This is a genomic window from Paenarthrobacter sp. PAE-2, assembly GCF_026013155.1.
Lineage (GTDB): Bacteria > Actinomycetota > Actinomycetes > Actinomycetales > Micrococcaceae > Arthrobacter > Arthrobacter ureafaciens.
Window position 1 is genome coordinate 186,222 of sequence record NZ_JAPDNV010000001.1, and the last position, 15,328, is coordinate 201,549.

14 protein-coding genes and 1 tRNA gene are annotated in these 15,328 nt (G+C 64.4%); 3 read left to right on the plus strand and 12 right to left on the minus strand.

Going from position 1 to position 15,328, the window contains the following annotated elements:
• The first annotated feature begins 41 nt into the window (after window positions 1-41).
• The 3 genes from OCL88_RS00705 to OCL88_RS00715 all read left to right on the plus strand — a co-directional run bounded on the left by OCL88_RS00705 (window position 42) and on the right by OCL88_RS00715 (window position 2,784).
• Entirely contained in the window at window positions 42-995 is a 954-nt protein-coding gene (locus OCL88_RS00705) for an ABC transporter ATP-binding protein (protein ID WP_370583587.1), read from the plus strand.
• Complete coding sequence (locus OCL88_RS00710; protein ID WP_021471519.1) at window positions 992-1,762, plus strand: ABC transporter ATP-binding protein; 771 nt, start codon at window positions 992-994, stop codon at window positions 1,760-1,762. Before OCL88_RS00705 ends, OCL88_RS00710 begins: the two co-directional genes overlap by 4 nt.
• Before the next feature lie 164 nt (window positions 1,763-1,926).
• Complete coding sequence (locus tag OCL88_RS00715) at window positions 1,927-2,784, plus strand: aminoglycoside phosphotransferase family protein (protein WP_264961253.1); 858 nt, start codon at window positions 1,927-1,929, stop codon at window positions 2,782-2,784.
• A 225-nt stretch (window positions 2,785-3,009) separates the two neighbouring features.
• Here OCL88_RS00715 and OCL88_RS00720 read toward each other — a convergent pair whose 3' ends face one another.
• The 12 genes from OCL88_RS00720 to OCL88_RS00775 all read right to left on the minus strand — a co-directional run bounded on the left by OCL88_RS00720 (window position 3,010) and on the right by OCL88_RS00775 (window position 15,143).
• A complete protein-coding gene (locus tag OCL88_RS00720) occupies window positions 3,010-4,371 on the minus strand; it encodes an ABC transporter substrate-binding protein (protein ID WP_264961254.1) in 1,362 nt (453 codons plus the stop codon).
• A gap of 220 nt (window positions 4,372-4,591) precedes the next feature.
• Window positions 4,592-4,665: transfer RNA gene (locus OCL88_RS00725), tRNA-Leu, on the minus strand.
• A gap of 37 nt (window positions 4,666-4,702) precedes the next feature.
• Complete coding sequence (locus OCL88_RS00730) at window positions 4,703-5,623, minus strand: N-acetyltransferase (RefSeq protein ID WP_264961255.1); 921 nt, start codon at window positions 5,621-5,623, stop codon at window positions 4,703-4,705.
• Window positions 5,624-5,722: 99 nt separating this feature from the next.
• Window positions 5,723-7,174, minus strand: a complete 1,452-nt coding sequence (locus tag OCL88_RS00735; protein ID WP_264961256.1) for an NAD(P)/FAD-dependent oxidoreductase — start codon at window positions 7,172-7,174, stop codon at window positions 5,723-5,725.
• Between the two features lie 34 nt (window positions 7,175-7,208).
• Window positions 7,209-8,591 carry a S8 family serine peptidase gene (locus OCL88_RS00740; protein ID WP_264961257.1) on the minus strand — a complete coding sequence of 461 codons (1,383 nt, stop codon included), beginning with the start codon at window positions 8,589-8,591 and terminating at the stop codon, window positions 7,209-7,211.
• Window positions 8,588-9,541 carry a Ppx/GppA phosphatase family protein gene (locus tag OCL88_RS00745; protein WP_264961258.1) on the minus strand — a complete coding sequence of 318 codons (954 nt, stop codon included), beginning with the start codon at window positions 9,539-9,541 and terminating at the stop codon, window positions 8,588-8,590. Before OCL88_RS00745 ends, OCL88_RS00740 begins: the two co-directional genes overlap by 4 nt.
• Window positions 9,538-10,230, minus strand: a complete 693-nt coding sequence (locus OCL88_RS00750) for a DUF501 domain-containing protein (RefSeq protein ID WP_021471526.1) — start codon at window positions 10,228-10,230, stop codon at window positions 9,538-9,540. Before OCL88_RS00750 ends, OCL88_RS00745 begins: the two co-directional genes overlap by 4 nt.
• 69 nt (window positions 10,231-10,299) lie before the next feature.
• Window positions 10,300-11,049 (minus strand): FtsB family cell division protein, encoded by a 750-nt coding sequence (locus OCL88_RS00755; protein ID WP_264961294.1) that lies wholly within the window; start codon window positions 11,047-11,049, stop codon window positions 10,300-10,302.
• A 168-nt stretch (window positions 11,050-11,217) separates the two neighbouring features.
• Complete coding sequence (gene eno, locus OCL88_RS00760; RefSeq protein WP_021471528.1) at window positions 11,218-12,498, minus strand: phosphopyruvate hydratase; 1,281 nt, start codon at window positions 12,496-12,498, stop codon at window positions 11,218-11,220.
• 120 nt (window positions 12,499-12,618) lie between these two features.
• Window positions 12,619-13,308 carry a MazG nucleotide pyrophosphohydrolase domain-containing protein gene (locus OCL88_RS00765; RefSeq protein ID WP_264961259.1) on the minus strand — a complete coding sequence of 230 codons (690 nt, stop codon included), beginning with the start codon at window positions 13,306-13,308 and terminating at the stop codon, window positions 12,619-12,621.
• Complete coding sequence (locus tag OCL88_RS00770; RefSeq protein WP_264961260.1) at window positions 13,286-14,428, minus strand: adenosine deaminase; 1,143 nt, start codon at window positions 14,426-14,428, stop codon at window positions 13,286-13,288. The genes OCL88_RS00765 and OCL88_RS00770 overlap by 23 nt, the downstream gene beginning before the upstream one ends.
• 28 nt (window positions 14,429-14,456) lie before the next feature.
• On the minus strand, window positions 14,457-15,143 hold the full coding sequence (locus OCL88_RS00775; protein WP_264961295.1) for a DedA family protein: 687 nt from the start codon (window positions 15,141-15,143) through the stop codon (window positions 14,457-14,459).
• Window positions 15,144-15,328: the final 185 nt, after the last annotated feature.

Below are 15,328 nucleotides of genomic sequence, written 5' to 3' on the forward strand. Positions count from 1 at the left end.
CCGGAATCGGCGGCTCCGGAACAACGGAGAACGTCGACTACATGACCGACACCCGCCCGATCGCCGTCGGCGAGAACACTCCCGGGTGCAAGAAACGCGATCCTATTGTGGTGGCCGAGAATGTCACGCGATCCTTCGGCGGCATTAACGCCGTCGACGTCGAGTACCTCGAGATTCCCCGGCACAAGATCACCGCCTTGATCGGCCCCAACGGCGCCGGCAAAACCACGCTGTTCAACCTGTTGACCGGCTTCGACACCCCCAACTCGGGGCAGTGGCAGTTCGAGGGCAACAGCCTGGCGGGCGTCTCCTCCTACAAGGTGGCGCGCATGGGCATGGTCCGGACCTTCCAGCTCACCAAAGTGATGGGCAAGCTGACGGTCATGGAAAACATGCGCCTGGGCGCTGCCAACCAGCCCGGAGAACGGTTGTCCAAGGCCCTCTTCAAGGGCATGTGGGGCGGCCGTGAGAAGGAGATCACCGCGCAGGCCAACGTCCTGCTGGAGAAGTTCAAGCTGGACGCCAAAAAGGACGACTACGCGGCATCCCTGTCCGGTGGCCAGAGGAAGCTCCTGGAAATGGCACGCTCCCTCATGGTCCGTCCCAAGCTGGTCATGCTGGACGAGCCCATGGCCGGCGTCAACCCTGCCCTGACCCAGTCGCTGCTGGACCACATCAAGAACCTCAAGGCCGAGGGCATGACCGTGCTCTTCGTGGAGCACGACATGAACATGGTGCGCCACATCGCCGACTGGGTGGTGGTCATGGCCGAAGGCAAGGTGGTGGCTGAGGGCCCTCCAGGGGAAGTCATGAAGAACCCCGCCGTGATCGACGCCTACCTCGGCGCCCACCACGACGTCGATCTGGGCGACGCCCAAGGTATCAAGGAACTCGAAGCCGAACTCGTTGCCGATGACGAGTCGGTAGTGGGAACCGAGGACGCCGGCATCCTTTCCACCGACGTCACCGAAACCAAACAGGAGGAGGGCAAGTGAGCGCCACCAGTGCCATGCCTGCCGCCGCAGGCAGTCCCACGGAAGAAGCCGTCGTCAAGGTCACCGACCTCGTGGCCGGCTATCTGCCGGGCGTCAATATCCTCAACGGGTGCAGCATTGAAGCCCGGAAAGGTGAATTGATTGGAATCATCGGTCCCAACGGTGCCGGCAAGTCCACTCTCCTGAAGGCGATGTTCGGGCTGGTCAAGGTCCACTCAGGCACTGTCGTGGTGCGTGGCAAGGACCTTACGGGCCTCAAAGCCAACAAACTGGTGACGCAGGGTGTGGGCTTCGTACCGCAGACCAACAACGTCTTCTCCACCCTCACCATCGAAGAGAACCTCCAGATGGGCCTGTTCCAGAGGCCCAAGGTATTCAACGAGCGCTTCGACTTTGTCACCAGCCTCTTCCCCGAACTCGGCAAGCGGCGTGCACAGCGTGCAGGCTCGCTGTCCGGCGGTGAACGGCAAATGGTGGCCATGGGCCGTGCCCTCATGATGGACCCGGCCGTGCTGCTCCTGGACGAGCCCTCGGCCGGCCTTTCCCCCGTGAAGCAGGACGAGACATTCCTGCGCGTCCACGAGATCAACCGTGCCGGCGTCTCGGTGATCATGGTGGAACAGAACGCACGCCGCTGCCTGCAGATCTGCGACCGCGGGTACGTCCTGGACCAGGGCAGGGACGCCTACACGGGCACCGGACGCGAACTCATGAAGGATCCCAAGGTCATTCAGCTCTACCTGGGCACCTTGGCCGACGAGGTCTAACAAAGGCATCGCTCCACAGCCGGAGGAGGGGTTCCGGGATGCTTCCCGGAACCCTTCCTTTCTGCGTTTGCAGGCCCTGCTCTTGTCCCCCGCGAAGTCCACCAATTGGCGAGTTCACAGTTCCCCACAACACCTCATCAACCGCGGGATGGCATGCTGGACCGATGACTGACGCAATTTCCAGCCGACAGTTGGAACTCTTGACGTCCTGGCTTGGTCACTTCACTGTGATCCAGGACCACTCCTGGCCGCTCCAGGACACTACCGTCCTGCAGCTGGACACCGAGGATGGCCGGCACGTTACGGTGAAGGCCAGCCTGACCAGCCACCACATCCGCCGCGAAATCAAGGCGTACACCCGTGGGCTGCCCGGCCTCCGCGGCAGGGTTCCTGACCTTTTGCACTCCGCACCGGATGCCGGCCTGTTGGTCACCGGATTCCTGCCCGGCACGCTGGTAGCCGGGACCGCGGCAGAACATGAATCGGATACCTATTACCAAGCCGGCAAGCTCCTTGCACTGCTGCATCGGCCGGCGGGAACATCCGAGAGTTACTTGCGCTCGATGGCGGCCAGGACTTCTGCGATGATCGAGCGCCTGGACGGCCTTGTGGCCGCACCCGTGGTGCGCCGCGTGGCTGAGGAGCTTGCCGCCGTCGAGGTTTACCCTGTTGAGTTGGTGACCACCCACGGCGATTTCCAACCCAGGAACTGGCTGTACGACGACGGCGCGGTGAAAGTAATCGACTTTGGCCGCGCGGACCTGCGCCCGTGGGTCCACGACGTGGTCCGCCTCAGCCACCAGCAGTTCCGGACAAACCCGGAACTTGAGGCGGCTTTTCATCACGGGTTCGGGCGGCTCGTCCGGACCCCGGAAGAGGCCGGCGTGTGGCGCCTCGAGAACCTGAACCAAGCCGTCGGAACCGTGGTCTGGGCACATCAGGTGGGAGACCAGGCCTTCGAACAGCAGGGTGTCCTCATGCTTGAAAGGGTGTTGGAAGGCTTCGAACCGTTCGCTTCCTGAACGCCCGCGTACCGCCACGACCCACTTTGCAGACGTCAGCGCCCAACACGCCGAGGATTGGAGTGCCAGCCAGGGCTTTTCCCCTCAAAGTGGGTCGTGGCGGCACGCCTGCCCTGCTGAGGGCCTGTGAATGCCGGGGCTTGGGGGTGCCGGACGCACAAGCAGGCCCCCTTCCACCGAGGTGGAAGGGGGCCTGCGGGTCAGCGGCGTGGAGAAAGATGCGGCTTAGAGCTTGCCGAACTCTTCACGAACCGGCTTGTAGGTGTTGTCATCCTGGTATTCGTAGATACCGATGTACGCCTCGGTGGGGTCACCGGCGTCGGAGAAGGTCACCGGACCGGACTGGCCGTCGTAGTCGATGTCCTTGCCTTCGCGCAGGAGCGTCACGCAAGCAGCGTAGCTGCTGCACTTTTCGCCGCCCTCGGAAACTTCCTTCAGCTTGGCTGCGATGTCCGGCCCCTTGGTGCTCTTGGCAGCCTCGGCGGCCAGGGAGATCAGGTTCACGGCGTCGTAGGACTCACCTGCGTAGCTGTAATCCTTCAGGGCGGGATCGATGGCCAGGAGCTTCTGCTTGAAGGCGTCCTTGGCGAAGGTACCCGGGATGGTGCCCTGGGCGCCCTTCAAGGTGCCTGCCTGGAAGTCCTTGCTGTAGTCGGAAGTGTTTCCATCAACCATGAACAGCTGCGTCGGCTTGATGCCCTTGCCGGTGATCAGCGGAACGATGCTCTTGGCCTGGTCGAAGGTAATCAGGGCAATGGCATCCGGCTTGGCAGCGAGGACCTTGTCCACTTGGCTGCTGAACTGCGAGTCGCCTTCGTTGAACAGTTCCTCAGCCACAACCTTGCCGCCGGCAGCCTCGAAGGCTTCCTTGACGTTCTTCTGCAGGCCGGTTCCGTAAGCGTCGTTAAGCACGATCATGCCAACGGTCTGGGCTCCACAGGTGGCCATGTAGTTGCCGAGGACCTTGCCCTGCAGGACGTCGGAAGGCGCAGTACGCCAGTACAGCCCCTTGTCATCCCACGTAGTGAAGTCCGGCGAGGTGTTGGCCGGCGAGAACTGGATGACACCCGCACCCGTGATCTGGTTGATGACGGTCTTGGAAACACCCGAGGAGGCTGCACCGATGATGGCGCTGACTCCCTGGCCCAGGAGGGCGGTGGTGGACTGCGTAGCGATATCGGTCTTGGTATCACCGGAGTCACGGTGGATTACCTCGACGGGAGCACCGAGCACGCCGCCTGCATCATTGACTTCCTTGATGCCGAGGTTTACACCGGCAATTTCGGGCGGGCCAAGGAACGCCAGCGACCCCGTTGTCGGCAGGAGCGATCCAATCTTGAGCGGAGTGGAGGTAGTGGTGGTCGAAGGAGGTACGGGGCCAGAGTTGGTAGCGGCCTGGCTGTTGCCTGCACCCGCCCCTCCACTGGGTGCCGGGCAGGAAATGCCTGCTGCGGCGGCCGAGCTGGAGCCGGTATTGGACTGGCTCGGCGTTGAAGACCCGCCACAGGCTGTGGCGAGCAGAGCGACCCCAATGCCAAGCGCTGTTAGCTTGGCGGCCCGGGGCGCCGCTTGGGAAAGATCAAACATTCGTTGTCTCCTCGATCGAAAGGTGCGAACCGCCTTTGATGCGATAACTCAGGTATTCCTGATTAAGACTCAAACTAGTGCAATTGATCGGCGAAGATAAGTGATTGAGGTCACATCCCTATAACACTCGTTGCCTGTGGGGAATCTACGAGCCAGCTGGGAAAACTCTTCAAAAAGAAAGCAGGAAAGGGAAGCGGATTTCCGCTTCCCTTTCCCGTTGTGCCCCAGGTGGGACTCGAACCCACAACACGCGGATTTTAAGTCCGATGCCTCTGCCAATTGGGCTACTGGGGCGCCCGGACCATGTTATCCCAGCTGAAGATGTCCTGCGCTAAAGGCGCTCAAACGGCGCCGCGTAGCGGAAGGTTCCCCGCACGCCGTCGGGCCATGCCGGAAGCCGCAACAGCTGGAAGTGATCGCCCCACGCAGCGTCCGGCGGAGCGACGCCGACGGTTGCCGCCGGGACGTAGCCGAAGCGCGGGTAGTAGCTGGTACTTCCCAGCAAAGCGATTCCGCGCTCCCCTGCCGCTGTGGCCCGCAGCGTGGTCTCGCGCATCAGCGCAGAACCGATCCCCCGCCGCTGGAGCGTGGGCTCCACCGCTATTGGCCCGAGGCCAAGGAGTTCCAGGTCCCCCACCCATGCCCGGGTACTGATGACGTGCCCCACGATCTCACCGGCGATTTCCGCCACGATGCTCAGGTTCGGAATGTATTCGTCGCACTCGAAGAGCTCCCGCAGCAGGCCCACCTCCACTGGCGTACCTTGGACGGGTTCCCCCGTGACCGGCGAAACGGAGAACGCCTTCGCGGCGAGTTCCAGGATGGCCGCACGATCCTCCGGGCGTTCGTCCCTCAGCACTATTCCGCGTCCCAGCAGGCGGAGCACATCAAGGGCGCGTCCGGCCTCGGCAGCCGGCACCAGCAGGTGGTCGTGGTGGAAGCCGGCCAGGACGTTGCAGCTGATGCCGGCATGGGTGAGGGCCGAACTGACCGCGGCAGTCAGTCCAACAGCTTCCAGGGCCGAATGGATCTGCAAGGTGATCCATGCAGCCACGAAGTCATAGTGCAGGCCGAGCCGGTCCGCTTCATCGCGCCGCAGCACCACGGTCAGGCCCTCCGCTTCCCGGACCGCAGCCTCGATGTCGCCTTCCAGCGGCTTTCCGTGTGGCCAGAGTGCGTAGACGTAGTCGCCCTCCCGGACAACGGGGTGCATGGATTCGAGGAGTGTTTCCAAGTCGGTTTCGCCGGGCATGCGTACAGTCTAGGCGCGCCCGCCACGGTGTGACGGCGAGGCGTTAAACGTCGACGGCGGCCACTCCCCTCAGGGGAGCAGCCGCCGTCGTACTTCTTGCTACTTGGCGTTAGCCGTTACCGGGGTCTTGACCTCGGCGGGCTTGGCTTCAGCAGGTGCGGGAGCGGCAGCAGCCGGCTTCGGGGCCGGGGTTGCTGCGGCCACGAACGCACCGCGCGGGTTGTCCAGGTCCATCAGCTGCGTGGTGTCGCGGCCGGCGAAGAAGGCCAGGATCCAGCCGAAGACCACGCGGAACTTGCGCTCAACGGTGGGCATGGCCATGCCGTGGTAGCCACGGTGTGCCAGCCAGGCGAGTCCGCCCTTGAGGCCGATGCGGCCCAGCAGGTTGATGTTCGCAACACCCTTCCACTCGCCGAAGCCGGCTACAGCACCAAGGTTCTTGTGCTTGTAATCGTGCAACGGCTTGTCCCAGCGGGAAGCCCAGAGGTTCTTGGCGAGCTTCTTGGCCTGGCGAAGTGCGTGCTGTGCGTTCGGTACGCAGGTACCGTCCGGGAGGCCCTTGCCGGTCAGGTCCGGAACAGCGGCGATGTCGCCGGCAGCCCAGGCGTTCTCGATGATGCCTTCGTCGCCTGCAATGCGCAGGTCCGGGAGGACGCGGACGCGGCCACGGGGTTCGAGCGGGAAGTCGGTGGAGCGGATCATCGGGTTGGCCTGCACGCCTGCAGCCCAGACCAGCGTGTCTGCTTCGACTTCACCGGCGGAGGTCTTGTCCGGCAGGTTGATGAGCTTAAGGTTGCCTTCGGCGCTGTCCAGCGAGGTGTTGAGCAGGACCTCGATGCCGCGGCTGCGGAGGTGTTCCACAACCCACTCGGCTTGGGAAGCGGTGACCTCGGGCATGATGCGGCCCATGGCTTCGACCAGGATGAAGCGGACTTCCTCCTGGCGGATGCGCGGGTTGTTGCGCACAGCTGCGCGGGCGAGGTCTTCCATTTCGGTGAGGCACTCGATGCCGGCGAAGCCGCCGCCAACAACCACGAACGTCAGGGCCTTGGCACGTGCGGCAGGGTCCGTCATGGTGGATGCGGCTTCGATGCGCTCAAGGAGCTTGTTGCGCAGCGCAACAGCTTCCTCGATGGTCTTCAGGCCGATGCCCTTGTCCGCGAGGCCCTTGATGGGGAACGTACGGGTGATGGCACCAGCGGCCATGACGACGTCGAAGTACGGGATCTCAAACGGAGCGCCGCCGTCCGAGGGCGCAACCACAGCGGTGCGGTTGGCGTGGTCGATGCTGGTGACGCGGCCCTGGATGAGCTCAGTCTGCTTCAGGTGCTGACGGTGGGAGACAACGGCGTGGCGTGCCTCGATGTTGCCGCCGGCCACCTCGGGGAGGAACGGCTGGTAGGTCATGTAGGGCAGTGGATCCACGACGGTGACGATGCCACCTGCATTCGCGATCTTCTTCTGCAGTTTGAGTGCTACGTACAGGCCGACGTAGCCGCCGCCGACGACGAGAACCCGGGGACGGTCAATGAGCTCTGGGGTGGTTGCCATGACACCAGAGTACAGTACTTTGTGAAAATCTTCACTAACTACGTTTGGTAGGTGGATCCACCGCTTCCATGACGCCGGTATCGGCCTCCTCCGGCGTCGCCGGCGGGTTTTTATAAGCCCGGCGCAACTGGATTGCGGCACCGGCAATGATGGCGATGAACAAGGCGCCAAAGCCAAGCACGACGGCGGCCGGCAAGGCATCGTCGACCGTCGCCGGAGCCTGCGCCACTGGAACGGTGGGGTCCGCCAAGGTGGGAGGCGCGCTGGTGGGACTCTCGACCGGAGCCTGGGTGGGTGCGCTGAGATCGCCGCGTCGATGGACCCTGATCCAATCGCCGATGGAGCCTAACGGGTTGGTACTGGTTGTGGGGACGGTTCCCTTCAAAGCAGCCTCGGCATCAAGGATCCCGTAGCCGTACAACGGGTCCTTGCCCGGGGCGCCTGCGTCCTTGGCGGTGCTCACGATCCGGTTGATGACCTGCGCTGCACTCATCTCCGGCCACTTGGACCGGATCAGGGCGGCGACCCCGGAAACGATGGGCGCTGCACCCGAGGTTCCGGCCCACTCAGCGTAACCGCCGCCCGGGATGCCGCCCACGAGGTCTTCAGCGGGGGCTGCTACACCGATGCTGATGCCCTGGGAGGAGGAATCCACGCTGGCTTTGCCGTCGCCGTCCAAGCCTGCGACCGTGAGAACCCCGGGGATGGTGGCGGGCGCGCCCACCTGGACGTTGCCGCCCACCCGGTTCCCGGCCGCAGCCACAATGACGACGTCCTTCTGTTCGGCGTAAAGGAAGGCCGCGTCCCAACTCTGCGGCCAGTCCGGCGACGTACTGCCCAAGGAAATGTTGATGACCTTCGCACCGTTGTCCACGGCCCAGCGGACGGCATCCGGGATTTGTTCCTGGTCCGTTTTTCCGCCGGGGTTCGGCGAGCCAAGCCATGTGGAGACGGACAGAAGTTCTGCTTCCGGCGCTACGCCCACTATCCCGTCAGGCCCGCCCGCAGGCGGCGTGGTGGGGGCCGCAGACGGCGAGGCGGACGGGGAAGCTGTAGGCGTTGTGTGTCCGCGGCCGGCCAGCATGGTGGCCACCAATGTGCCGTGCTCCGGTTTGGCGCCGATGCTCTTCTGGCCGTTCGGCGCTCCCGCTTTCGAGGCATCAGCGCCGCCGGTGACAACTCCCTTGAGGTCCGGGTGGTTGCCGTCAACACCGCTGTCGATGATGGCTACCTTGACGCCGGCCCCTTTCGAGACCTGCCAGGCGTTGGTGATTCCCGATTCCTTGAGCCAGTGCTCTTTGTCCCGCCACGAGTCGGCCATAGCCGCCGGTGCGGTCGCCAGCGAGCCCACCAGCGCTCCCCCGGCCAGGAAGGCCGCGAGCGAGGCGGAAAAGCTGCGCCGGAACCGCATGCTCACGCAGAACCCTGGATGCTCAGTGCAATGCCGTCCAGGATGTCGTGCTCACTGGCCAACGCGCCAGTGATGCGTCCGTTGCCCGATTCGACCAGTCGGGCGACGATGCGTCGCCACACCAGTGCGCCGGCTCCAATAACGTCCACCCGGCCTGGGTGCATGTAGGGCAGGGCGGCACGATCGGCACGGCCCATGTTCAGCAGGTTGGTCGCGGCATCGCTGATGGTGCCGGAATCGAGGTAGGCGCCATGGATGCGGTTCGGCTGGTACTCGCTCAGGCCCAGGGCGTGTGCCGTGATGGTGGTAATGGAACCGGCAACGCCCACGACGGCGGTGGCCCGGTGGAAGGGAACGGTTTCCGCTGCGAGGTTGATGGCTGCGTCGACGTCGGCTTCCGCTGCTGCGATCTCTTCCGCGGTGGGAGGATCGCCCTTGAGGTGCCGTTCCGTCAGGCGGACGCACCCGATGTCCACCGAACGGGCAGCGATGACGCCGTTGGAGTCACCCAGGACGAACTCCGTGCTGCCGCCGCCAAGGTCTACTACCAGGACGGCGTCGTCGTCTTTGACCGGCAGCACGCTGCTGGCACCGGCGAAGGACAGGGAAGCTTCCTCGTCGCCGGAGATGACCTCGGGTTCCACGCCCAGCAACCCGCGGATGCCATCGACGAAGACGTCCCGGTTCCGGGCGTCCCGCGTTGCCGACGTGGCGACGAAACGGACCTTGCCGGCGTCGTGCTTGTTGATCAGTTCCGCGTAATCCTTGGCGGCAGCGAAGGTCCGCTCGAGGGCCTCGGGAGCGAGCTCCCCGGTGGCGTCAACGCCTTGTCCCAGGCGGACCACGCGCATTTCGCGGACAACGTCAGTCAACGGCCCGGATCCCCCGTTGGGGGAGTCGGCGATCAGCAGGCGGATCGAGTTGGTTCCACAGTCGATGGCGGCCACACGGTTCATGGATGCTCTTCCGTCGTTTCTGCAGTTGTGTCCTCAGGGGTCTTTGACTTGCGCACCGGGGCCGGCCGGCCAACGATGCCGGGCAAGCCCTGCGGGCCATGGCGGCTGAGATCCCTCGACGGGGCCTCACCCTCGGTGTCCCATGCGCCGTCGCAATAGCAGCGGTCCTTGGTCCACCACTCCGAGATGGCTTCCAGCGCTTCATCACCCAACGGGTTCACGCCGGGACCGGCCGCCAGGGAGTGGCCCACCAGGACATGCAGGCATTTCACGCGGGTGGGCATGCCGCCTGCCGAGACTCCGGCAATCTCCGGAACCGCACCTGTACCGGAACGTTCGGCGATCTGGTCCCGGGCCTGGAGGTAGGACTCGTGGGCGCCGCGGTAGGACTCGGCGAGATCCGGCTCGGCGGACAGGCGGTCGTTCATCCGGTTCATGAGCCCGGCTGCTTCCAAACGCGACACCGCCGACGTAATGACCGGGTGGGTCAGGTAGAACGTCGTGGGGAACGGGGTCCCGTTGCTCAGTCGGGGTGCCGTGGCCGCAACCAGAGGGTTGCCGCACACGCAACGGGCGGGGATCTCCACGACGTCACGGACGGGACGGCCGAGCTGGCGGCTCAGGACATCCAGGTCGTGTTCTGATGGCTGGCGGGATTCCTGCGGCAAGGCTGCCGTGTTTGCTTCCACTTGTGCTGCCAACCTTCCTGCCCTTTGTGGTCGCCTCCCCGGAGGGCACGACGGCGGCGGGCACCGCGTCTAGTCTGTTGCCGATCGTCTGATGGACTCCCAAAGCGCATCCACCCAGGGCAAGTTGGCCGGGTTTTCGGATGTGCCGGAGCCGGTGCGGCCCCCAGGCGTTCCGGCGGCATCTTCCCCGCCAAACACCCAGTATCCCGTTTCACCCGGCATAACCATGTTAATGCGGTCGCGGGCTTGCTGTTTCACGTAGTTGGGGTCCTGCCACCGCGATAGCTGCTTGTTCAGGTCCTCCTGCTCGGCTTCCTTCGCCGCGATTTCCGCTTCCAGGGCCGAGATTTCGGAGCGTTTCTCGAGGAACACCTTGACCGTAGGGGCCAGCATGACCGTGATGGCAATCATGACCACTGCAAAGGCCAACAGGCGTCCCGAGAAGGCCTTGGCCGGTACCGGATCGATGCTTTCAGGATCACCGGGGACCTGTTTGGTGCCCCCTGACGTGCTGTCCGGGGCGTAGGTACCGCGGAGGGAAGGAGCGGATTTCGACGGCGTGCCACTACGCGCGGACGGCTTCCTCACGGCAGTCGCGGCGCCGGCACCGCCCTGCGCGCCCGTTGCTTTTCCCTTTGTGGCGCTACCGGACGTTCCTGCCGACGTGGTCGAGGGGCTGTTGCCGAATGAAGCCTCGATGATCTCGCCGCCCGCCTCATCGGCGGGACCGCCGGCCTGGTGGCGTGCGGGGGCGTGCGGGGAGCCGGACGGCCTGCCGAGGGCGTCGGCCCTGGGTACCTTTGGACGACGGGTGGCCATGACACTCCTGTAATGCCCGGTGCTTGCCTGGCGGGTTGCTGCGCTTGCCCTCGCGCCTGACATTCTTGCGTTGGTTCCTTGGCCCGCGGTCCAGCAGGCAAGCGTTAAACAGAACCGGCGGCTATGGTCTTTCCACCATAGCCACCGGTCAGCTGTTTTCGCGGAAGGCTAGCCCTTGAAACGCGGGAAGGCGCTGCGTCCGGCGTAGCGTGCGGCGTCGTCCAGTTCTTCTTCGATGCGCAGCAGCTGGTTGTACTTGGCTACGCGCTCGGAACGGGCCGGGGCACCGGTCTTGATCTGGCCGGCGTTGGTGGCAACGGCGATGTCGGCAATGGTGGTGTCCTCGGTCTCGCCTGAGCGGTGCGAGGTGATGGTGGTGTAGCCGGCGCGCTGTGCCAGGGACACGGCGTCGAGCGTCTCGGTCAGGGAGCCGATCTGGTTGACCTTGACCAGCAGCGAGTTGGCCGTGGCGGCGTCGATGCCCTGCTGCAGTCGGACCGGGTTGGTCACGAAGAGGTCGTCGCCAACCAGCTGGACCTTGTCGCCGATCGTGTCGGTGAGGGTCTTCCAGCCTTCCCAGTCGTTCTCATCCAGCGGGTCTTCGATGGAGACCAGCGGGTAGTCGGCAACCAGCTCGGCGTAGTAGGCGCTCATCTCGGTGGAGTTCAGGGCCTTGCCTTCGAACTGGTAGGCGCCGTCCTTGTAGAACTCGGAGGAAGCGACGTCCAGGGCCAGCGCGATGTCCGTGCCCGGGGTGTAGCCGGCGTTCTTGATGGCTTCCTGGATCAGGTCCAGTGCAGCGCGGTTGGACGGCAGGTTCGGAGCGAAGCCGCCCTCGTCGCCGAGGCCCGTCGAGAGGCCCTTTTCCTTCAGGACGGACTTGAGGTTGTGGTAAACCTCAACGCCCCAGCGGAGACCCTCGGAGAAGGTCTCGGCGCCGATCGGAGCGATCATGAATTCCTGGATGTCAACGTCGGAGTCTGCGTGCGAGCCGCCATTGAGGATGTTCATCAGCGGGACCGGAAGAACGTGGGCGTTCGGGCCGCCCAGGTACTTGTACAGCGGCAGGTCGGCCGAGGCTGCGGCGGCGTTGGCGACGGCGAGGGACACGCCGAGGATGGCGTTGGCGCCGAGCTTGCCCTTGTTGGACGTGCCGTCGAGGTCGATCATCGCCTGGTCGATGCTGCGCTGGTCCGTGGCGTCGAAACCGATCAGGGCCGGGGAGATCTCGTCGATCACAGCGTCGACGGCCTTCTGGACACCCTTGCCGAGGTAACGGCCCTTGTCGCCGTCGCGGAGCTCAACGGCCTCGTGCTCGCCGGTGGAGGCACCGGAGGGAACTGCTGCGCGGCCGATCTGGCCGTCGGAGAGCAGGACCTCTACTTCTACGGTCGGGTTTCCGCGGGAATCAAGGATCTCGCGGGCGTGGATGGCATCGATAAGCGCCATGGATGTGCTCCTTATGGTGAAGCGATTTACAGGAATCTAGAGGGGAATTCTCGACGTCCTCGTCGCTACTAGCGTAGTCGAGAGTGGCTTAGGTTACGGAACGGTTTCCTCGGGAGCACGTCACGAATGCCGTTCGTGACCATCGTGGAAGGCACGCACGGCCTTCCGGAGTGCGCGTTCGGCGTCGAGTCCCTGCCGGTGGGCGCCGGCGACGACTGCCAGCAGCAGCTCGCCCAGCGCCTCTTCGGAGTCCGGCACCGCAACAGGCCCGACGGCGGCCGGCGCACCTTGCTGATCGATGGCCAGGCCGGCGCGCGCGGCCCTGTCCAGGGATTTCTGTGCCGCCGCCAAGGCGGGCAGGTGCGGCGGTATTCCCTCGAACGGATCGGCGCGCTCCGGTTTCTCGGCGCGTTTGGCCGCATCCCACCGGATGATGATTTCCTCGACGCTGGCCGGGAAACTCTCCTGCAGGGAACCGTCGGCCTTGAAGACGTGCTGGTTCCGCCGGATCATCTTGGCGTTGATGCCCTCTGCGACGGCTTCGAAGTCGAAGCTGCCGCGCTCCTTGGCGAGCCGGGCGTGCAGCACCACTTGAAGCAGTACGTCGCCCAGCTCACCGCGGAGTTCGTCATCAACGGAACCGGCTTCGATCGAATCCACTACCTCGTAGGCTTCCTCGATCAGGTATTCAACCAGCGATTCATGCGTGAGCGCACCCATCCAGGGGCAGTGCTCACGCAGGGCACCGATTGTTTCGATAAGCCGGTCGATGCTGTTGGCGGGCTCCTTAGCCGAGGTTGGCGTAGGCATCGTTGATGTACTCCACCAAAGCCTCGCGCTCATCCAGCGGCAGGAAGGCTGCCTCGGCAGCATTGAGCGTCAGTTCCAGGAGGTCATCGAGGTCGTAATCGAAGGTTTCCACCAGGAGTTCGAACTCGTCCGTCAGGGTCACCCCGCTCATGAGCCGGTTGTCCGTGTTGATGGTGACGTTGAAACCGAGCTGGAAGAGCATGTCCAGCGGGTGGCTTTCGATGCCTTCGCCGAAGCTGGCGATCGCACCCGTCTGCAGATTGGACGAAGGGCAGATCTCCAAAGGAATTCCCCGGTCCCGGACCCAGCCGGCCACGTTGCCCAGGGTGACCAGGCCGACGGTGCCCTCGCCGTCGTCGTCGGCGTTATCTTCGAACTCAACCGTGATGTCCTCCGCGATGCGGACGCCGTGGCCCAGACGCAGTGCGCGGCCGTCCACCAGGGCTGACTGGATGCTCTCCAGGCCGGCGGCCTCGCCCGCGTGGACTGTCGCCGGGAAGTTGTTGACCGCCAGGTAGGTGAAAGCGTCCTTGAACCGGGAGGGCAGGAAGCCGTCTTCCGCTCCGGCGATGTCGAATCCCACGGCGCCCCGGGTCCGGTGGCGGACGGCGAGTTCGGCGATTTCCTGGCCACGGTCAGCGTGGCGCATGGCGGTGATCAGCTGTCCCACCTGGATCTGCCGACCGCTTTCGTCGGCTGCGTCCACGCCCGCTTCGAGTCCGGCCTGGACGGCTTCCACGGCCTCGTCAAGCGTCAGGCCTTTCCGGAGGTGCTGCTCGGGAGCCCAACGGACTTCGCCGTAGACCACGCCATCCTCGGCGAGGTCTTCCACGAACTCCTTGGCAACCCGGAAGAGACCTTCTTTGGTCTGCATCACGGCAATGGTGTGGTCGAACGTTTCGAGGTAGCGCACCAAGGAACCGGAATCCGCCGATTCGCGGAACCATTCACCCAGTGCCACCGGATCCGTCGAAGGCAGGGTGTGGCCCACGGCTTCGGCCAGTTCGATGATGGTGGCAGGGCGCAGGCCGCCGTCCAGATGGTCGTGCAGGGAAATCTTGGGAAGACTCTTCAGATCAAAGTCGAGGGCAGGGGCAGCGTCAACAATTGGCTCAGTCACAGACCAACTCTAGGGGGATGACAGGTCCTTAGCCAGCAGGCTTGGAGAGGTCAGCGCCGACAACCGGCTTGCGGTCCACAGCGGGCGCAGCAGATTCAGAGGCTTCCCGGGCGGCTGCGCGTGCAGCGTCCTTACGCTCCAGGTACTTGTGCCACCAGCGCAGGGCGTGGTCCACGACGATGCCAAGAAGCACCGCGAAGGCCACGGCGATGCCGACGCCCAGCAACGGATTGTTGTGCACCCACTGACCGGCGAGGAGTCCGATTCCGATCGAGTAGCCCACCCACGTGACACACGCGAAAGCATCAAGGATGAAGAAGGTGCGGTGGCGGAAGCCGGTCTGGCCTGCCACGTAGTTCACGGCCACGCGACCCCACGGGATGTAGCGGGCGGTGAAGATGAGCACGGCTCCGCGCTTGTCCAATTCGTATTGAGCCCACGCGAACATCTTCTGGACCTTGGGCCGGCGCATCCATTTCCACCGGGTGAGCCCGATCTTCCGGCCGAGCATGTAAGCCATGTTGTCCCCCGCCATGGCACCGATGAGGGCCGTGAAACCAAGGATCCAGAGGTTTGGCTGGCCGCTGTGGAGGGACAGTGCCGAGAGGCCTACGATCGCTGTTTCGCTGGGGAGGATGGTGGCGAATCCGTCGATGAAGAAGAACACCAGCAGTACCGGGTAAATCCAGGGCTGCCCGGCTGCATGCTCGAGCATTTCGTTCAAAAACTCCACGCGGCGGTAGCTCCTAGATGAATGTGACTTGACACTGTGACGTAGATCGCTCTTAGTGTCCCATGGCCGGGACGTCGTTCGCTACGCCCCAGCCTCGGGATCACACGTTTAACGCTAGCTGCGCGGCGGAGGTTCCGGCGTCACCCGAGGGGGTGATCTTGGGCTAC

What these genes read in the sequence shown, in the direction of transcription:
- OCL88_RS00730 (WP_264961255.1), bottom strand. Translation starts at nt 5,623, where the DNA reads ATGCCCGGCGAAACCGACTTGGAAACACTCCTCGAATCCATGCACCCC.
- OCL88_RS00755 (WP_264961294.1), bottom strand. Translation starts at nt 11,049, where the DNA reads ATGGCCACCCGTCGTCCAAAGGTACCCAGGGCCGACGCCCTCGGCAGG.
- OCL88_RS00775 (WP_264961295.1), bottom strand. Translation starts at nt 15,143, where the DNA reads ATGCTCGAGCATGCAGCCGGGCAGCCCTGGATTTACCCGGTACTGCTG.
- OCL88_RS00705 (WP_370583587.1), top strand. Translation starts at nt 42, where the DNA reads ATGACCGACACCCGCCCGATCGCCGTCGGCGAGAACACTCCCGGGTGC.
- OCL88_RS00765 (WP_264961259.1), bottom strand. Translation starts at nt 13,308, where the DNA reads ATGCCTACGCCAACCTCGGCTAAGGAGCCCGCCAACAGCATCGACCGG.
- OCL88_RS00745 (WP_264961258.1), bottom strand. Translation starts at nt 9,541, where the DNA reads ATGAACCGTGTGGCCGCCATCGACTGTGGAACCAACTCGATCCGCCTG.
- OCL88_RS00735 (WP_264961256.1), bottom strand. Translation starts at nt 7,174, where the DNA reads ATGGCAACCACCCCAGAGCTCATTGACCGTCCCCGGGTTCTCGTCGTC.
- eno (WP_021471528.1), bottom strand. Translation starts at nt 12,498, where the DNA reads ATGGCGCTTATCGATGCCATCCACGCCCGCGAGATCCTTGATTCCCGC.
- OCL88_RS00720 (WP_264961254.1), bottom strand. Translation starts at nt 4,371, where the DNA reads ATGTTTGATCTTTCCCAAGCGGCGCCCCGGGCCGCCAAGCTAACAGCG.
- OCL88_RS00715 (WP_264961253.1), top strand. Translation starts at nt 1,927, where the DNA reads ATGACTGACGCAATTTCCAGCCGACAGTTGGAACTCTTGACGTCCTGG.